At 60.5% G+C, this 15,384-nt stretch carries 15 protein-coding genes; 6 read left to right on the forward strand and 9 right to left on the reverse strand.

Annotation, left to right across the window (positions count from 1 at the left end; genetic code table 11):
* Positions 1–164: 164 nt before the first annotated feature.
* The 3 genes from dnaK to AC1D1P_RS03480 all read right to left on the reverse strand — a co-directional run bounded on the left by dnaK (position 165) and on the right by AC1D1P_RS03480 (position 3,899).
* Positions 165–2,108, reverse strand: coding sequence for a molecular chaperone DnaK (gene dnaK / locus AC1D1P_RS03470; protein WP_477672097.1), 1,944 nt, complete (start codon positions 2,106–2,108; stop codon positions 165–167).
* Positions 2,109–2,272: 164 nt separating this feature from the next.
* A complete protein-coding gene (gene grpE / locus AC1D1P_RS03475; protein ID WP_477671069.1) occupies positions 2,273–2,833 on the reverse strand; it encodes a nucleotide exchange factor GrpE in 561 nt (186 codons plus the stop codon).
* A 364-nt stretch (positions 2,834–3,197) separates the two neighbouring features.
* The gene (locus tag AC1D1P_RS03480) at positions 3,198–3,899 is read right to left on the reverse strand and encodes a GntR family transcriptional regulator (protein WP_477672098.1); all 702 of its coding nucleotides are present in this window, start codon (positions 3,897–3,899) and stop codon (positions 3,198–3,200) included.
* Positions 3,900–4,107: 208 nt separating this feature from the next.
* Between AC1D1P_RS03480 and AC1D1P_RS03485 the strand changes: the two genes are divergently transcribed.
* On the forward strand, positions 4,108–5,136 hold the full coding sequence (locus AC1D1P_RS03485; RefSeq protein ID WP_477672099.1) for a Bug family tripartite tricarboxylate transporter substrate binding protein: 1,029 nt from the start codon (positions 4,108–4,110) through the stop codon (positions 5,134–5,136).
* A 115-nt stretch (positions 5,137–5,251) separates the two neighbouring features.
* Here the strand turns inward: AC1D1P_RS03485 and AC1D1P_RS03490 are convergent, their stop codons facing one another.
* From AC1D1P_RS03490 to AC1D1P_RS03515, 6 genes are all read right to left on the reverse strand, one after another.
* The gene (locus AC1D1P_RS03490) at positions 5,252–5,560 is read right to left on the reverse strand and encodes a winged helix-turn-helix transcriptional regulator (RefSeq protein WP_457278868.1); all 309 of its coding nucleotides are present in this window, start codon (positions 5,558–5,560) and stop codon (positions 5,252–5,254) included.
* Between the two features lie 228 nt (positions 5,561–5,788).
* The gene (locus AC1D1P_RS03495; RefSeq protein WP_477672100.1) at positions 5,789–6,853 is read right to left on the reverse strand and encodes a Gfo/Idh/MocA family protein; all 1,065 of its coding nucleotides are present in this window, start codon (positions 6,851–6,853) and stop codon (positions 5,789–5,791) included.
* A 2-nt stretch (positions 6,854–6,855) separates the two neighbouring features.
* Positions 6,856–7,833 carry a Bug family tripartite tricarboxylate transporter substrate binding protein gene (locus AC1D1P_RS03500; protein ID WP_477671065.1) on the reverse strand — a complete coding sequence of 326 codons (978 nt, stop codon included), beginning with the start codon at positions 7,831–7,833 and terminating at the stop codon, positions 6,856–6,858.
* Between the two features lie 42 nt (positions 7,834–7,875).
* The gene (locus tag AC1D1P_RS03505) at positions 7,876–8,865 is read right to left on the reverse strand and encodes a sialic acid TRAP transporter substrate-binding protein SiaP (protein ID WP_477672101.1); all 990 of its coding nucleotides are present in this window, start codon (positions 8,863–8,865) and stop codon (positions 7,876–7,878) included.
* 159 nt (positions 8,866–9,024) lie between these two features.
* Positions 9,025–10,392 carry a glucarate dehydratase gene (gene gudD, locus AC1D1P_RS03510; protein ID WP_477671063.1) on the reverse strand — a complete coding sequence of 456 codons (1,368 nt, stop codon included), beginning with the start codon at positions 10,390–10,392 and terminating at the stop codon, positions 9,025–9,027.
* A gap of 65 nt (positions 10,393–10,457) precedes the next feature.
* Positions 10,458–11,231, reverse strand: coding sequence for a FadR/GntR family transcriptional regulator (locus AC1D1P_RS03515; protein WP_477671062.1), 774 nt, complete (start codon positions 11,229–11,231; stop codon positions 10,458–10,460).
* Between the two features lie 216 nt (positions 11,232–11,447).
* On the opposite strand from AC1D1P_RS03515, the gene AC1D1P_RS03520 reads away from it, so the two are divergent.
* The 5 genes from AC1D1P_RS03520 to AC1D1P_RS03540 form a co-directional block, all read left to right on the forward strand.
* Complete coding sequence (locus tag AC1D1P_RS03520; protein WP_477671061.1) at positions 11,448–12,257, forward strand: NAD-dependent epimerase/dehydratase family protein; 810 nt, start codon at positions 11,448–11,450, stop codon at positions 12,255–12,257.
* Between the two features lie 15 nt (positions 12,258–12,272).
* Entirely contained in the window at positions 12,273–13,169 is an 897-nt protein-coding gene (locus AC1D1P_RS03525) for an SMP-30/gluconolactonase/LRE family protein (RefSeq protein ID WP_477671060.1), read from the forward strand.
* A gap of 46 nt (positions 13,170–13,215) precedes the next feature.
* Positions 13,216–14,187, forward strand: coding sequence for a TRAP transporter substrate-binding protein (locus AC1D1P_RS03530; RefSeq protein ID WP_477671059.1), 972 nt, complete (start codon positions 13,216–13,218; stop codon positions 14,185–14,187).
* A 144-nt stretch (positions 14,188–14,331) separates the two neighbouring features.
* Positions 14,332–14,820 (forward strand): TRAP transporter small permease, encoded by a 489-nt coding sequence (locus tag AC1D1P_RS03535; protein WP_477671058.1) that lies wholly within the window; start codon positions 14,332–14,334, stop codon positions 14,818–14,820.
* Positions 14,821–14,829: 9 nt separating this feature from the next.
* Positions 14,830–15,384 (forward strand): TRAP transporter large permease subunit (locus tag AC1D1P_RS03540; RefSeq protein ID WP_477672102.1); only part of this gene is annotated, 555 nt, incomplete at its 3' end.

A 15,384-nucleotide genomic window follows, 5' to 3' on the forward strand; every position in this document is an offset into this window, starting at 1 on the left:
GGCCATGGCAGGTCAGTCAGGAATCGTTATTGTGAGGGTCAGCGGGAAACGCAAAAGCGGAAATCCTGGATTGCTCCCGGTTTTCCGCCTTTGCTGGCTGCCTTTGCCGTCTGCTTTTGCATGCAGTTATCGCGCCAATGCAGGGGTGCTTTGTAAAAAAGCGCTTAGCCCTTTTTGACTTCCTTGACTTCAGCGTCCACGACATTGTCGTCGACCGGTTTGGCTTCAGCCTGGGCGGCGCCCGCTGCGCCTGCGTCACCACCGGCTGCCGCCTGCGATGCCTGCATGTCGGCGTACATTTTTTCGCCGAGCTTCTGGCTGGCTTCCATCAGGGCCGTATTCTTGGCGTCGATGGCGGCCTTGTCGTCGCCAGTGAGCGCTTCTTCCATGTCCTTGATGGCGGCTTCAATCTTTTCCTTCTCGCCGGCTTCGAGCTTGTCGCCGTATTCACCCAGCGATTTCTTCACGCTGTGCACCATGGCTTCGGCGTTGTTCTTGGCGGTGACGAACTCGACTTTTTTCTTGTCTTCTTCGGCGTTCAGCTCGGCGTCTTTCACCATCTGCTGGATTTCAGCTTCAGACAAACCGGAGTTGGCCTTGATGGTGATCTTGTTTTCCTTGCCGGTGCCCTTGTCTTTGGCGCCGACGTGCAGGATGCCGTTGGCGTCGATGTCGAAGGACACTTCGATCTGCGGCGTGCCACGCGCTGCCGGCGGAATGCCCTCGAGGTTGAACTCGCCCAGGCCCTTGTTGCCCGAAGCGATTTCGCGCTCGCCCTGGAACACCTTGATCGTCACGGCCGGCTGGTTGTCTTCAGCGGTCGAGAAGGTCTGTGCGAACTTGGTCGGGATGGTCGTGTTCTTCTTGATCATCTTGGTCATCACGCCGCCCATGGTTTCGATACCGAGGGACAGCGGGGTCACGTCSAGCAGCAGCACGTCGGTGCGRTCGCCGGAGAGGACCTGGCCYTGAATCGCTGCGCCTACGGCAACGGCTTCGTCGGGGTTCACGTCCTTGCGGGGTTCCTTGCCGAAGAGCTCCTTGACCTTTTCCTGCACCTTGGGCATGCGGGTCTGGCCGCCGACCARAATCACGTCATGGATGTCAGCCGCGCTGACGCCGGCATCCTTCATGGCGATGCGGCAAGGTGCAATCGTGCGCTCGATGAGTTCGTCGACCAGGCTTTCGAGCTTGGCGCGGGTCAGCTTGACCAGCAAGTGCTTGGGGCCGGTGGCGGGGTCGTGCGCAATGTAGGGAATGTTGACTTCGGTGGCCGGGCTGTTGGACAGTTCGATCTTGGCCTTTTCAGCCGAGTCTTTCAGACGCTGCAGGGCCACCACGTCTTTCGACAGGTCGATGCCGCTGTCTTTCTTGAACTCGGCCACGATGTAGTCGATGACGCGCTGGTCGAAGTCTTCGCCGCCCAGGAAGGTGTCGCCGTTGGTGGAGAGTACTTCAAACTGCTTCTCACCGTCGACATCGGCGATCTCGATGATGGAGATGTCGAAAGTGCCGCCGCCCAGGTCATACACAGCGATCTTGCGGTCGCCCTTTTCCTGCTTGTCCAGGCCGAAGGCGAGAGCCGCTGCGGTGGGTTCGTTGATGATGCGTTTCACGTCGAGGCCGGCGATGCGGCCGGCGTCTTTGGTGGCCTGGCGCTGTGCGTCATTGAAATAGGCAGGCACGGTGATCACGGCTTCGGTGACCGGCTCGCCGAGGTAGTCTTCGGCGGTTTTCTTCATTTTGCGCAGGATGTCGGCAGACACTTGCTGGGCCGACAGCTTCTTGCCGCGCACTTCCACCCAGGCGTCGCCGTTGTCGGCAGCCACGATGGAATAAGGCATCAGTGCGATGTCTTTCTGGACTTCTTTTTCGGTGAACTTGCGGCCGATCAAACGCTTGACAGCGTACAGGGTGTTCTTGGGGTTGGTCACGGCCTGGCGCTTGGCCGATGCACCGACCAGCACTTCGCCGTCTTCCTGGTAGGCGACGATGGAAGGGGTGGTGCGCACGCCTTCCGAGTTCTCGATCACGCGGGGGGTGTTGCCCYCCATGACGGACACGCAGCTGTTGGTAGTGCCGAGGTCAATGCCGATGATTCTTCCCATGATGATTTACTCCTGCTTTTTTGATTCGTTAAAGATTGAAGGTGGGGTGGCCGGGGCGTTCAGTGCCGCTGGCCGCGGTATGGATTAACTATGTTGATAACTTGTGGGTAAGTTGTGTGGCTTCAAGGGCTTCAACAATGTTTTCAAGGTTTTTTAAGAGTTTTTTACTTGGGAGCTGCCACCGTGACCAAGGCGGGGCGCAGCACGCGCTCGGCGATCAGGTAGCCTTTTTGCAGCACGTTGACCACGGTGTTGGCTTCCTGGTCGGCCGGCACCATGCTGATCGCCTGGTGTTGGGTCGGGTCGAATTTGGTGCCGGGCGCGGGGTCGATGGCGACTACCTTGTTGCGCTCGAGCGCACTTTTCAGCTGCTTGAGTGTGGCCTCGGCGCCTTCGCGGATCTGCTCCGGCGTAACGTCCTTGATGGCCAGGCCGGCTTCCAGGCTGTCTGCCACGGGCAGTAGGCTTTCGGCAAAGCTTTCCAGTGCGTATTTGCGGGCCTTGGCGACTTCTTCGTCCGCGCGGCGGCGGGCGTTTTCGGTCTCGGCCTTGGCGCGCAGGTAGCTGTCGGCCAGCTCGGTGTTCTTGGCCTGCAGCGTCGCGACTTCGGCTTGTGCGACGGTCAGCGCATCAAACTCGTTGGCGGCCTGCGCCGCTTCCAGTTCTTCAGGACTGGGCTCACCGCTAAGTGGTTGATTTTGTTCGGGTTGTGTATTGTCAGACATGCTCGAAAACAGGGTTGAAGCTGGTAATGTTTCCAGCTGGGGATGGCAAAGCCCTTTTCAAGACAGGGGCTTCGTTTTTGGTCCAGATAGTTTGGCTGCGGGTGCGCGGCCTGAGGGGTCCAGCACGGTTGGGGCCCTGCCGTTCCTGTGCGGACCGGTGTGCCCCAGCCGCAGAAACTGGTTCGTGGCCTGAATTGTAGTGGCTGGCCACCCGTTCCCCGGCCGGTGAGGCAGGTTCTGGCAGTCCATGGGATGGTGCCGGGTGCAGGCCTGATGCTATGTTATTGATAGCTATCGGCGCGCATTCCTATTGGGATGAAAGGCTAAAACGTCGAAATTTCAGGTGGAGACGGCAAAAACCGCTTCAAGGCGTGGCCGGTTTCTGCATGCGCATCATGAGTTCGCGCTTGTTGTCACGGCTGCGGTGGGCATGTTCGCGCATCAGGGCTTCGGCACGCGCCCCTTCACCGGCCTGCAGTGCGGCCAGCACGTCTTCGTGGTCGGTTTGTGCGCGCTGAATGAACCCGTATTCGAGCAGGGGCAGGGCGCCGTTCAGGCTGAGCGCCCCGGCGCCGGCCATCGGCGTTTTGCTGACATGGGCCAGTGCGGAGGTCAATGTGCTGTTGCCGGCGGCGTGCGCCAAGGCACTATGAAAGCGGGCGTTCATGGGGACCCAGCGGGCTGCGTCAATCACATGGCCGGCGGCCCGTGCCTGCTCCAGCAGCAGGCGGCCGTCCTCGATGCAGGCCTGCAGGGCCTCCCGGGTTTCGGGCGTGATGCCGCGCTCGGCGGCCTGCCTGGCTGCCATGCCTTCCAGCACGCCCCGCACGTCGACTGCATTGGCAATTTCGTCAACGCTGAATTGCCTGACGCGAAAGCCGCGTGTCGGCAGGCGTTCCAGCAAGCCTTCCTTTTCCAGCTCACCGAGCGCAATACGGATCGGTGTGCGCGAAACCGCCAATTGGGCGGACAGCTCAAGCTCCACCATGCGTTCGCCCGGGGCCGCCTGGCCGCTGAGGATTCTTTGCCTCAATGTCTGCGTGGTGTATTCAATCTGGGAAGACATAAGCTGTAACGGTTGATAGTGGTTGGCTGAGTGGAAGGATTATTGCATGCAGTATCTGGGTTTATTAGGGTTAATCTGGTTAATGAAGTCACTATTGCGTGCAATAAAATAAGATGACTAAGTATTTCGCGCTGGATGGCGCATGAACCATGTATGAACCATCAACCTGCCACCAGCGTTGTGGCCGATACCACCCCCAGGAGACACCATGGATCTACTTCGCCTCCATTCCTTGCGACGGCTTGCCCGCACCGCAACGCGGCTGGCAGCGGCTTGTGCTGCATCGTTGGTGCTTGTCTTCACTGGCTTGTCCGTCGCGCACGCCCAGCCGGCTGCAAGTTATCCCAGCAAGCCCATCAAGCTGATCGTTCCTTTTCCTGCGGGTGGTGGCGGTGACACACTGGCCCGGCTGGTCATGCAGCGTGCCACCAGGGAATTGGGTCAACCTGTCGTGGTCGAAAACCTGGGCGGCGCCGGCGGAAACGTGGGCAGTGCAACAGCGGCCAAGGCGCCGGCCGATGGCTACACCCTGCTGTACGGCACCAACGGCACACATGCCATCAACCATGCGATCTACAGGTCACCCGGCTTCAACCCGTCTCGCGACTTCGAGCCCGTGACCCAGCTCACACGCATCGCCGCCATGGTGGTAGTGCGGCCCACGCTGCAAGTCAACTCCATGGCGGAACTCACTAAGCTGCTCAAGGCCAATCCGGGGAAATACACCTTTGGCTCCGCCGGCAACGGCACCACGTCCCACCTGGCCGGAGAAATCTACAAATCGCGCGCGGGCCTGGCTGTGGTGCACATACCTTACCGCGGCGGCGCACAGGCCATGACGGACCTGATCGGCGGGCAGGTCGACATGATGATCGAGGTCATGCCGAATGCCGCACCGCAGGCGAAAAGCGGACGTGTCAAACCATTGGCGGTAACGACAGCCACGCGCGTGGCGGGCTGGCCGGATTTACCCACCATCGCGGAGTCGGGCTTGCCCGGATTTGATGTCAGCGCATGGGACGCGATTTTTGTTCCCGCCGGAACGCCCAGGCCCATCGTCAATCGCCTGAACGAAGCGATCCACAAAGCCCTGGCGGATCCGGAGTTGCGCGCGCAGCTGCAGTCGCGTGGTGCCGAGGTGGCGCCGGGCACCCCCGAGGAACTGGCCAGGCATATTGCCGCCAGCATGACTTTGTGGGGTGACGCGGTGAAGCGTTCCGGCGCTGCAGTGGATTAGGGCGCCGGGAAGTGCATGGATGAATACCTGATGAATGCCTGTTGATCGGTAAAACAGCGCAACAAAAAAGCGACCCTGAAGGTCGCTTTTTTTCGGGCCAGGCTGGCCAGGTAACTTACTTTTTCTTGGTCTGGCTGACGGCCCACTTGCCGGCAAATGCCTGCAGGTCGTTCAAGCGCTTGAGCAGGTCGGCGCCCAGTGTGGTGACCGTGTAGCCATCGCTGCCATGGCCAAGCAGGCCGGCTGCGCGCAATTCCTTGATGCGGGTATTGAGGGTGTTGGGTGTGATGCTGCCGATGCTGTCTTGCAGGAGGCGGAATGTCTGGGGATGGCCGTCTTTCAGGGCCCACAGCACGCGCAGTGCGTAGCGTGCTTCCAGCAGTTCAAGCAATTGGCCTACCGCTGCATTTTCTTTGGCACTCATCAGGTTATCTCCTCGGGTCACAGTTTGGTCACAGGGGGTTGTTAAGCAGAAAGCTTCGAAAGCTTGGGGCCAAATATAACGCAAATTGCTGACTGCTACGAGTTTTATAGCTGCCCACGCCCGCTGCCGTTGGACTACAGCCTGAAACTCTCTTGGAAAACCCTGATGCGCCGGATGTGGCAATGGGCTTAAGAACGCATCGGGTAAGCCCAAGCGCATCATTTCTACCTACATCACCGGGATCCGTGTTGCCGGATGAAGTGCTACAGCGCTGCCTGTTCTGGATGATTCCATGATCACTTCAATCACTTGTTGCACGCCAAGTGCAGAGCGCCCCGTTACGGTGGGTGCACGTMCATTCTGGACAGAGCGAATGAAATCCTGCAGCACGGCGCGATSAGCTGCATGGTCAAAGGCCATGGGGTTGGCGCCACCGCCGGAGGCCTGGCGTGCACCGGCGGTCAGCGTCTTTCCACTGGAAAAGACCGCCCGCATTTCACCGCCTTCCAGCGTCACGGTGCCCTGGGTGAAGTTGAGTTCAATGCGCTCGGGAAAACCGGGGTAGGCCGCCGTGGTGGCCTGAACCACAGCGACCGCACCGCTGCTGTAGTGCAGCAATGCGGCAGCCGTGTCTTCGCCCTCCATGCGATGCACTGCGCTGGTGCTTGCAACGCCTGTGACGCGCTCCGGCATGCCGGTGAAGCTGAGCAGCAGGTCGAGCGTATGAATGGCCTGCGTGATCAGCACGCCGCCGCCGTCCCGCGCCAGGGTGCCGCGTCCGGGCTCATCGTAATAACTTTGCGGCCGCCACCACCGGATCGACGCGGCAGCGCTGACCAGCGGGCCCATAACGTCGTCACGCAGCAGTGCCGCCACGGCAAGGGCCGCGTCGCGCATGCGGTGCTGCAGCATCACTGCCAGCATGACCCCCGCAGTTTCGCAAGCATCGACCAATGCATTGGCCCGGTTCAAATCAATTTCGAGGGGCTTTTCGACCAGCACATGCTTGCCCGCACGCGTTGCCTGCTGCACGAGGTCCAGATGGGTATTGGGCGGCGTGAGAACCAGCACGGCTGTTACGCTGGCGTCTTCCAGAATATCTTCCAGTCGCGTAGTTCGGCGCGCCCCTTGGGGCACTTCTACAGCGGCCAGCCGTTCGGGATTTCGCCCATAAACCCATGCGACGTCTGCTTCACTGGCCAGGTCTTCAAGACTTCGGAAGTGAGGTGCCGAGCCCAGCCCTGCGCCAATGACGGCGAGGCGCAGYCGCGCAGGGCTGGGTATGGACGGCATGTTCAGTCAAGCTTGACGTTGGCCGCCTTGATGACTTGCGCCCATTTCTCGACCTCTGCCTTCTGGAAGGCGGAGACCTGCTCGATCGTCATGCTGGACGGTTGCATGCCCAGTCCTTTGAGGCGTTCCTGCATCTCGGGCTGCGCGGTGATTTTCATGATTTCATCGTGCAGCTTGTCAATGATGGGCTTGGGGGTGCCGGTGGGTACAAAAATGGCTTGCCATGAGGCAACCTCAAATCCGGGGACGGATTCGGCCACCGTTGGCACATTCGGCATGGACTCCAGGCGCTTGGCGGAGGTGACCGCCAGCGCACGCACCTTGCCGCTCTGGATATGAGGACCTGCTACGACCGTGGTGTCGAACATCATGTCCACCTGCCCGCCGATCACGTCCTGGATGGCGGGGCCGCTGCCTTTGTAGGGCACATGGATGAACTGGGTGCCCGACTTGAAGCCCAGCAGTTCCAGCGAGAGATGCTGCGATGTGCCGCTGCCGGCCGATGCGGAAGAAATGGTTTTGGGTTTGGCCTTCGCTGCGGCCAGCACGTCCTGCAGCGTTTTGTAAGGGCTGTTGGCCCCCACCACCAGCACGACGGGGTTGGTGCCGATGAGCGCCACCGGCGAGAAAGACTTGATCGGGTCGTAGCCCAGTTTCGGGTAAAGGCTCACATTGATGGCATGCGAGCTGACGGTGCCGCCCAGCATCGTGTAGCCATCTGCCGGTGCGCGGGACGCGACTTCCGAGCCGACGCTACCGCCAGCACCGCCCTTGTTGTCAATCACGATGGTGGTGCCGAGTACCGGCCCGAGTTTTTGGCCAATCAGCCGGCCCAGGATATCGGTGGTGCCGCCTGCAGGAAAGGGCACGATGAAGGTGATGGGTTTACTGGGCCACTTGTCTTGTGCGAAGGCAGGAAGTCCCAGCGCCGACAGGGCAGCGCCAGCAAGTGCGGAATGGATGAGGGAACGGCGTTTCATGATGTCTCCTGTGTGTTGTCTGGTGGTGTTGGTTGGAACTACTTACTTGATGGCCTGAATGCGTTCGTACAGACTCTTGGGCCACGGGGCATCGGCAGCGGTGAGCGAAGGCAAGACCGCTGCGGCAAAAGGCGCGCGGTCTACCTTGTTGACGGTTTTGCCTTTTTTCTCGAACTCGGCGACCAGGCGGTTTTCGGCATCGACGATGTCCTGGCTGGCGCGGCTCGACGCCTCCCAGAGCACCTGGTCGAAGACCTTCTTGTCGGCCTCACTGAGTTTGGACCAGACCGAGCCCGACACGGCCGTGAGCAGCGATTCGGTGATGTGGCCGGTCAGGGTGATGTATTTCTGGACTTCGTAAAACCTTTTGGCCTCGATGGTGGGAAGCGGGTTTTCCTGTGCATCGACCGTGCCGTTTTGCAGCGCCAGGTAGACCTCGGCAAAGGCGATGGGCGTCGGGTTCGCACCCACGGCCCTTGGGAACATCACAAAAAGTGGTGCGTCGGGCACGCGCAGCTTGAGGCCTTTCATGTCCTCGGGTTTGTTGATGACCTTGTTGGAAGTCATGTGGCGCAGGCCGTAGTAGGTGTAGCCTGCAATGTGCTGGCCGCCGGTCTTGCTGGCATAACCCTGAGCCAGCTCCTGAAAGATCGGACCGTTACGGAATGCCTGAAAGTGCGCGTAATCGCGAAACACAAAAGGCGCGGCGGCGATCGACAGCGGCGGGTGTGCACGCCCGGCAAAGGCCGCGCCGGTGTAGATGATGTCGACGGTGCCCAGTGTCAGGCCCTGGTTGATGTCGGTTTCCTTGCCCAGGGATGAGGCCGGGAAGACCTCCACCACATAGCGGCCGTTGGTCTTCTTCCTGATTTCGTCGGCGGCCCAGACGGCCTGCTTGTGAAAGGTCTCCGAGGTCTCGTAGACGTGAGCCCATTTGAGTTTGGTCTGGGCTGCGGCGGCGCCTGCGCCCAGCGTGCCGGCCAGTGCCAGCAGCGTCGCACCCGCAATGCTGCAAAGGGTTCTGCGTTTCATGTCTTGTCTCCTGATTGTTTGTAATGGCTCAGTGGGTATCGTTGGTGGGGAAAGGGCGCCGCGGTATACCGCCCCCGGCGCCTTGCGGGCTACAAACTTCCCGTGCAGATGGGCATGGCAGATTTCCGGAATCCTCTAAATTCCGGCGGCCTGCTGGATTCATCGAACCATGCAGGGCATCTTGTTGTTGAATTTCCAGTTGGGGATCAGGTATTGCATGGCCACGGCATCGTCGCGCGCACCGAGGCCGTGCTTGAGGTAAAGCTGGTGCGCTTTTTCCACTTCAGCCATGTCCAGCTCTACGCCGAGGCCCGGTGTTTTTGGCACTGCAACCTGGCCGTCCACAATTTGCAAGGGTGCCTTGGTCAGGCGCTGGCCGTCCTGCCAGATCCAGTGGGTGTCAATCGCAGTGACTTTGCCCGGCGCGGCCGCAGCCACGTGGGTGAACATGGCCAGGGAAATGTCGAAGTGGTTGTTGGAGTGCGAGCCCCAGGTCAGCCCCCATGTCTGGCAGATCTGCGCGACGCGCACTGAGCCTTGCATGGTCCAGAAGTGTGGATCGGCCAGCGGGATGTCGACCGACTGCAGGTGGATGGTGTGCGACAGCTCGCGCCAGTCGGTGGCGATCATGTTGGTGGCGGTCGGCAGGCCGGTGGCCCGGCGAAACTCCGCCATCACTTCGCGGCCGGAGAACACGCCTTCGGCGCCGCAGGGGTCTTCTGCGTAGGCCAGCACATCGCCGCGGCCCTGGCAGATGCGGATGGCATCCTTGAGCAGCCACCCGCCGTTCGGGTCCAGTGTGATGCGCGCATCGGGAAAACGTTCGGAGAGGGCGATGATGGCTTCCATCTCTTCCTCGCCCCGCAGCACGCCGCCCTTGAGCTTGAAATCCTTGAAGCCGTAACGCTTGTAAGCCGCTTCGGCCAATGCCACGATGCCATCGGCGTCCATGGCGGTCTCGTGGCGCAGGCGCAGCCAGTCGTCCTCCGCATCCGGCGCACTGCCATAGGCCAGATCCGTCTGCTTGCGGTCGGCCACATAAAAGAGGTAGCCCAGCACGGCCACTGAATCCCGTTGCTGGCCTTCGCCCAACAGTGCGGCCACAGGTACGCCCAGGAATTGGCCCAGCAGGTCGAGCAGGGCGCTTTCCACGGCAGTGACGGCATGAATCGCCACACGAAGGTCGAAGGTCTGGTTGCCGCGGCCGCCGCTGTCGCGGTCCGCAAAACGTGTGCGCAGGGTGTTGAGAATCTGGTTCCACGCGCCTACCGATTGCCCTTCGATCAGTTCACGGGCGTCTTCCAGGGTGTTGCGGATCTTCTCGCCGCCCGGTACTTCACCTACGCCGGTGCGGCCTGAACTGTCGGTCAGGATCAGCAGGTTCCGGGTGAAAAATGGGCCGTGGGCACCGCTGAGGTTTAACAGCATGCTGTCCTGGCCGGCCACGGGAATCACCTGCACGCGAGTGATTCGGGGAGTTTGGGAAAGGGCGTGAGGGGCTGTTGCGGGAGCGTTTGAAGCGGGCATACCGGACTTGCTTGTAGGATGGTTGATAAAACAATTTATCAGTTATCGTACAACTCGTCGATTATTTATGCAACCAGATTTGTACCCAGAGTGCGAGGCGCTTGAGGTTCGGAAGGCTCTTCGGGTGGCTGCATGGTGTGCGCGTTATTGCCCCGGCGAAGCCGTTCACGGCTATTGGACAGGTGCGTCCGCATGGCGGCGCGTGCGGCCTCCGCATCCTGATTGCGGATGGCGTTGTAGATGCTCTCGTGCTCGCTGTTGACCCGCTGCAGGTAGTTGAAGCGGCCTTCGGGTGCGCTGTGCGCCGTGTTGACGCGAGTGCGCGGAATGATCATGGTGCCCAGGTAGGTCATCAGGTCGGCGAAGTGCCGGTTGCCCGTGGCGCGGGCCACTTCCATATGGAACTGGAAGTCCGGTGGCACGGCGTCAGAGTCCAGGCTGATGGAGTCGTGAAAGGCGCGCAGTGCATTTTCCAGGGCCTTGAGGTTTTCTGGCGTTCTCCTCTGGGCGGCAAGGCCGGCGGCTTCGGTTTCCAGGCTGATGCGCAGCTCCAGCACCGAGATCACATCGGCCACGGTGGCAAAGTCCTCGGCGGTGATCTTGAAGTTGCCGGCGTCCTGCGGTTGCAGGACAAAGGTGCCGATGCCGTGCCTGGTTTCGACCAGCCCTGAGGCCTGGAGCTTGGACAGCGACTCGCGCACCACGGTCCGGCTCACGTCAAAACGGGCCATGATTTCGGCTTCAGTGGGCAGTTTTTCGCCCGGCTGCAGGTGACCTGAACGGATGCTGGTGGCCAGATTTTCGACGATCTCACTCACCAGTCCGCGGGGGCGGCGCATGCGCAACGGCTCTTCGTGAAAGCCAACCGTAAGGCCTGCCTCAGAGCGACTAGGGGTTTTCCTTGAGTCCATTAAAAAACCATTGACAAGCTAGGGGGCGAACTGGAGAATTCCAAGTCATCAGACAACCTATGACTGCGATGTTCTTGGGTTGACTKTAACAAACTTCATAAAAAAGTCCAGTGTTTGCAATCACACCGGACGCAGATTAAAAAAATGACCATCAAAGTTCACGAAAAGCTCTTGTTGACCGGCGCGGCCGGTGGCTTGGGCAAGGCCTTGCGCGAGCGCCTGAAGGCCAATTGCTCGGTACTCCGGCTGTCCGACGTGCAGCCTTTCGGTGCTGCCGGAGCCAACGAAGAGGTGATTTTGGCCGATCTGGCCGATGCCGCCGCCGTCCACACCATGGTTCAGGGCGTGGACGCGATTGTCCACCTGGGCGGTGTCTCGGTAGAAGGGCCCTTTGGTCCCATCCTGCAAGCCAACATCCTGGGCGCCTATAACTTGTATGAGGCCGCGCGCAAGAACGGCGTCAAGCGCATCGTCTTTGCCAGCTCCAATCACGTCACCGGCTTTTACCGCCAGGACCAGACCATCAATGCCGACCATCCGCCGCGGCCCGACGGTTTGTACGGCCTGAGCAAAGCCTTCGGTGAAGATCTCGCGCGCCTGTACTTTGACCGCCACGGCATTGAAACCGCTTGCGTGCGCATCGGCTCTTCATTTGCCGAGCCCAAAGACCGCCGCATGCTGGCCACCTGGTTGAGCTTTGACGACCTGCACCGCTTGATCACCGCCTGCCTGACTACGCCGGTGCTGGGCCACAGTATTGTGTTCGGCATGTCCGACAACGCCGTCACCTGGTGGGACAACAGCCGCGCACGCCATATCGGTTATGTGCCGAAAGACAGCTCGGACATCTTTCGCGAGGCCGTCTACGCCCGAACCCCCGCGCCTGACCTGAAAGACCCGGTCGCCCAGTACCAGGGCGGCGGCTTCGTAGTAGCCGGTCCTTTCGGCGACTGAGTGGTCAGGATAAACATGAGCGAGTCTCACGTCGAGCTGGTTCTGGATGCGCGCAATGGCACAGGGGAAAGCCCTGTCTGGCAGGCCGCCGAACAAGCGCTCTATTGGGTTGATATTCCGGCGCGCAGGCTGTGCCGCTGGAGCGTGGCCGAAGGCGTGCTCACCGAATGGGCCGCTCCCGAAATGCTGGCCTGCGTTGCGTCGATAGGCGGCACGCAGGACTGGGTCGCAGGCACTGAAAGCGGCGTGTTCCGCCTGAGTCCACGGGCGGATGGCCAGCTTGGGTTCAAGCAGCTTGCCGCCGTTACGCATGCCACGCCCGGCATGCGCTTTAACGATGGCCGCTGCGACCGTCAGGGGCGCTTTCTTGCCGGTACCATGTTGATGAATATGGCTGCCGGCGCACGTGTGGGTTGTATTTATAGCTACAAAAAAGATAGCGAACTAAAAAAACTCCTGGACGGTTTCATCACGCCGAACGGTATGGCCTTCAGCCCCGACGGCCGCACGATGTACCTGTCGGACTCGCATCCGTCGGTACAGGTCATCTGGGCCTTTGACTACGACACCGAGACCGGCACGCCATACAACCGGCGCGTCTTTGTCGACATGAACCCGCTACCCGGCCGCCCTGATGGCGCGGCAGTCGACGCCGACGGCTGCTACTGGATCTGCGGCAACGACGCCGGCCTGATTCATCGCTTCACGCCCGCCGGCAAGCTGGACCGTTCGCTGGCCGTGCCGGTCAAAAAACCTGCCATGTGCGCCTTTGGCGGCGCCGGGCTCGACACCCTGTTCGTGACGTCGATACGCCCCGAAGGCATCGACTTATCTGACCAGCCGCTGGCCGGCGGTGTGTTCGCGCTGCGCCCCGGCGTGCGCGGGCTGCCTGAGCCCGCGTGTCTGTATTAAAAGTTCCTGCTACCTGTTTTCCACCACCAACCCTAGAGGATGAGACATGAAGATTAAAAAAACACTGTTTGCAGTTGCCGCTGCACTGGCGCTGATGCCGCTGGCAAGCTTCGCCACCGAGTTCCGTTCGTCGGACATCCACCCCGACGGTTATCCCACCGTCGAGGCTGTCAAGTTCATGGGTGAGCGCCTGAAGGTGTTGACCAACGGCAAGCACACCATCAAGGTGTTCAACAACAGCGCTTTGGGCAACGAGAAGGACACGATCGAGCAGACCAAGATCGGCGCGCTGGCCATGACCCGCGTGAACATTGCGCCGATGAACAACATTTGCGCTGAGACGCAAGTGCCGACCATGCCTTTCCTGTTCCGCTCCACGGAACACATGCGCCATGTGCTGGACGGCGCGATCGGTGAAGAGATCCTCGCCTCCTGCGCACCACAGGGCTTTATCGGCCTGGCGTACTACGACAGCGGCGCTCGCTCGCTCTATACCGCCAAAAAACCAGTCCGCACCTTGGCCGATGCCAAGGGCATGAAGATCCGCGTCCAGCAATCCGACCTGTGGGTTGCACTGCTGGAAGCCATGGGTGCCAATGCCACCCCCATGCCTTACGGCGAGGTCTACACCGCACTGAAGACCGGCCTGGTTGACGGCGCTGAAAACAATTACCCTTCGTATGAGAGCTCGCGTCACTTTGAAGTGGCCAAGTACTACTCGATCACAGAGCACTCGCTGGCCCCTGAAATGCTGCTGTTCTCCAAGCGGACCTGGGACACCCTGAGTGCGGATGACCAGAAGGCGATTCGCCAGGCGGCCAAAGAGTCGGTTCCTTACATGCGCAAACTGTGGGACGAGCGTGAAGCCAAATCCAAGGCCATCGCCAAAGCCGGTGGCGCCGAGTTCATTGAGGTCGACAAGGCTTCATTCCAGAACGCGATGAAACCTGTCTATGACAAATTTATTGTGGATGCAAAGCTGAAGGCGCTGGTCAAGCGTATCCAGGACACCAAGTAAGCAAGGTATGACCCCTCTCGTCATCGGCGATTGATCGCCGGTGACAGGAGATGTCAGCGAGCAAAAATATAACAGGCCGCCGGAAAGACCGGCGCCAACAGTTTCTTTTCTACCAACGCCGGTCCAACAGATCCGGATCAATTTATGTACACAACAATTTGTCGCAAGCTCGCCCGGGCCTGCATGTGGCTGGGTATCTTCGGGCTGGTAGCGGTGATTTGCGCCGTCAGCTGGCAAGTGTTCGGCCGCTACGTGCTGAACAACACGCCGACATGGGCCGAAAGCCTGGCGCTTCTGCTGGTTGTATACGTGACCATGCTGGGTGTTGCCGTCGGCGTCCGCGATGCAGGCCACATCGGCCTCGAGTCCATGCTGGTGCTGGCGCCCGACTGGCTGCGGCTGAAGATGGAGTACCTGATTCACGCGCTGGTCCTGCTCTTCGGCGCTGCCATGGCATGGAACTGCGGTTATCTCGCAATATCCGTGTGGGGCTACCGCCTGCCCACCCTCTGGATTTCCGAGGGCTGGAAGTATGTGCCTGCCACTGTGGCCGGCGTTCTTATCGTGATGTTCTCGATCGAACACATCATTGCCCTGGCCAAAGGCCGCGAAGTTGAACCAGCCTGGGGCTAAGCATCCATCATGACAATTCCATTACTTATTCTCTGCCTTTCGTTCACACTGTTTCTGCTGCTTGGCGTTCCCGTTGCCTTTTCGATTGGCCTCTCGGCCCTGGCCACGCTGGCGTATGAGGGCCTGCCCCTGGCCGTCGGTTTCCAGCAGATGACGTCAGGCATGGGCATCTTCTCTTTCCTTGCGATTCCATTTTTCATCTTTGCCGGCGAGCTGATGCTCTACGGCGGTGTGGCGGACCGTATCGTCAATCTCGCGCGCGGCCTGGTGGGCCATGTGCGCGGCGGCCTGGGCATGTCCAATGTGGTGGCCTGCACCTTGTTCGGCGGTGTGTCCGGTTCGCYTGTGGCTGACGTTTCGKCCATGGGTGCCGTGATGATCCCGATGATGAAAAAAGAGGGTTACCATGCCGACTATGCGGTCAACGTGACGACGCACGCCGCACTGGTGGGCGCACTGATGCCGACCAGCCACAACCTGATCATTTATTCGCTGGCTGCCRGTGGCAAGGTGTCGATCGCAGCGCTGATTCTTGCTGCGCTGGTGCCTGCCGCGATCCTGACC

The sequence above is a fragment of the Polaromonas sp. P1_E1_2 genome, assembly GCF_056406035.1.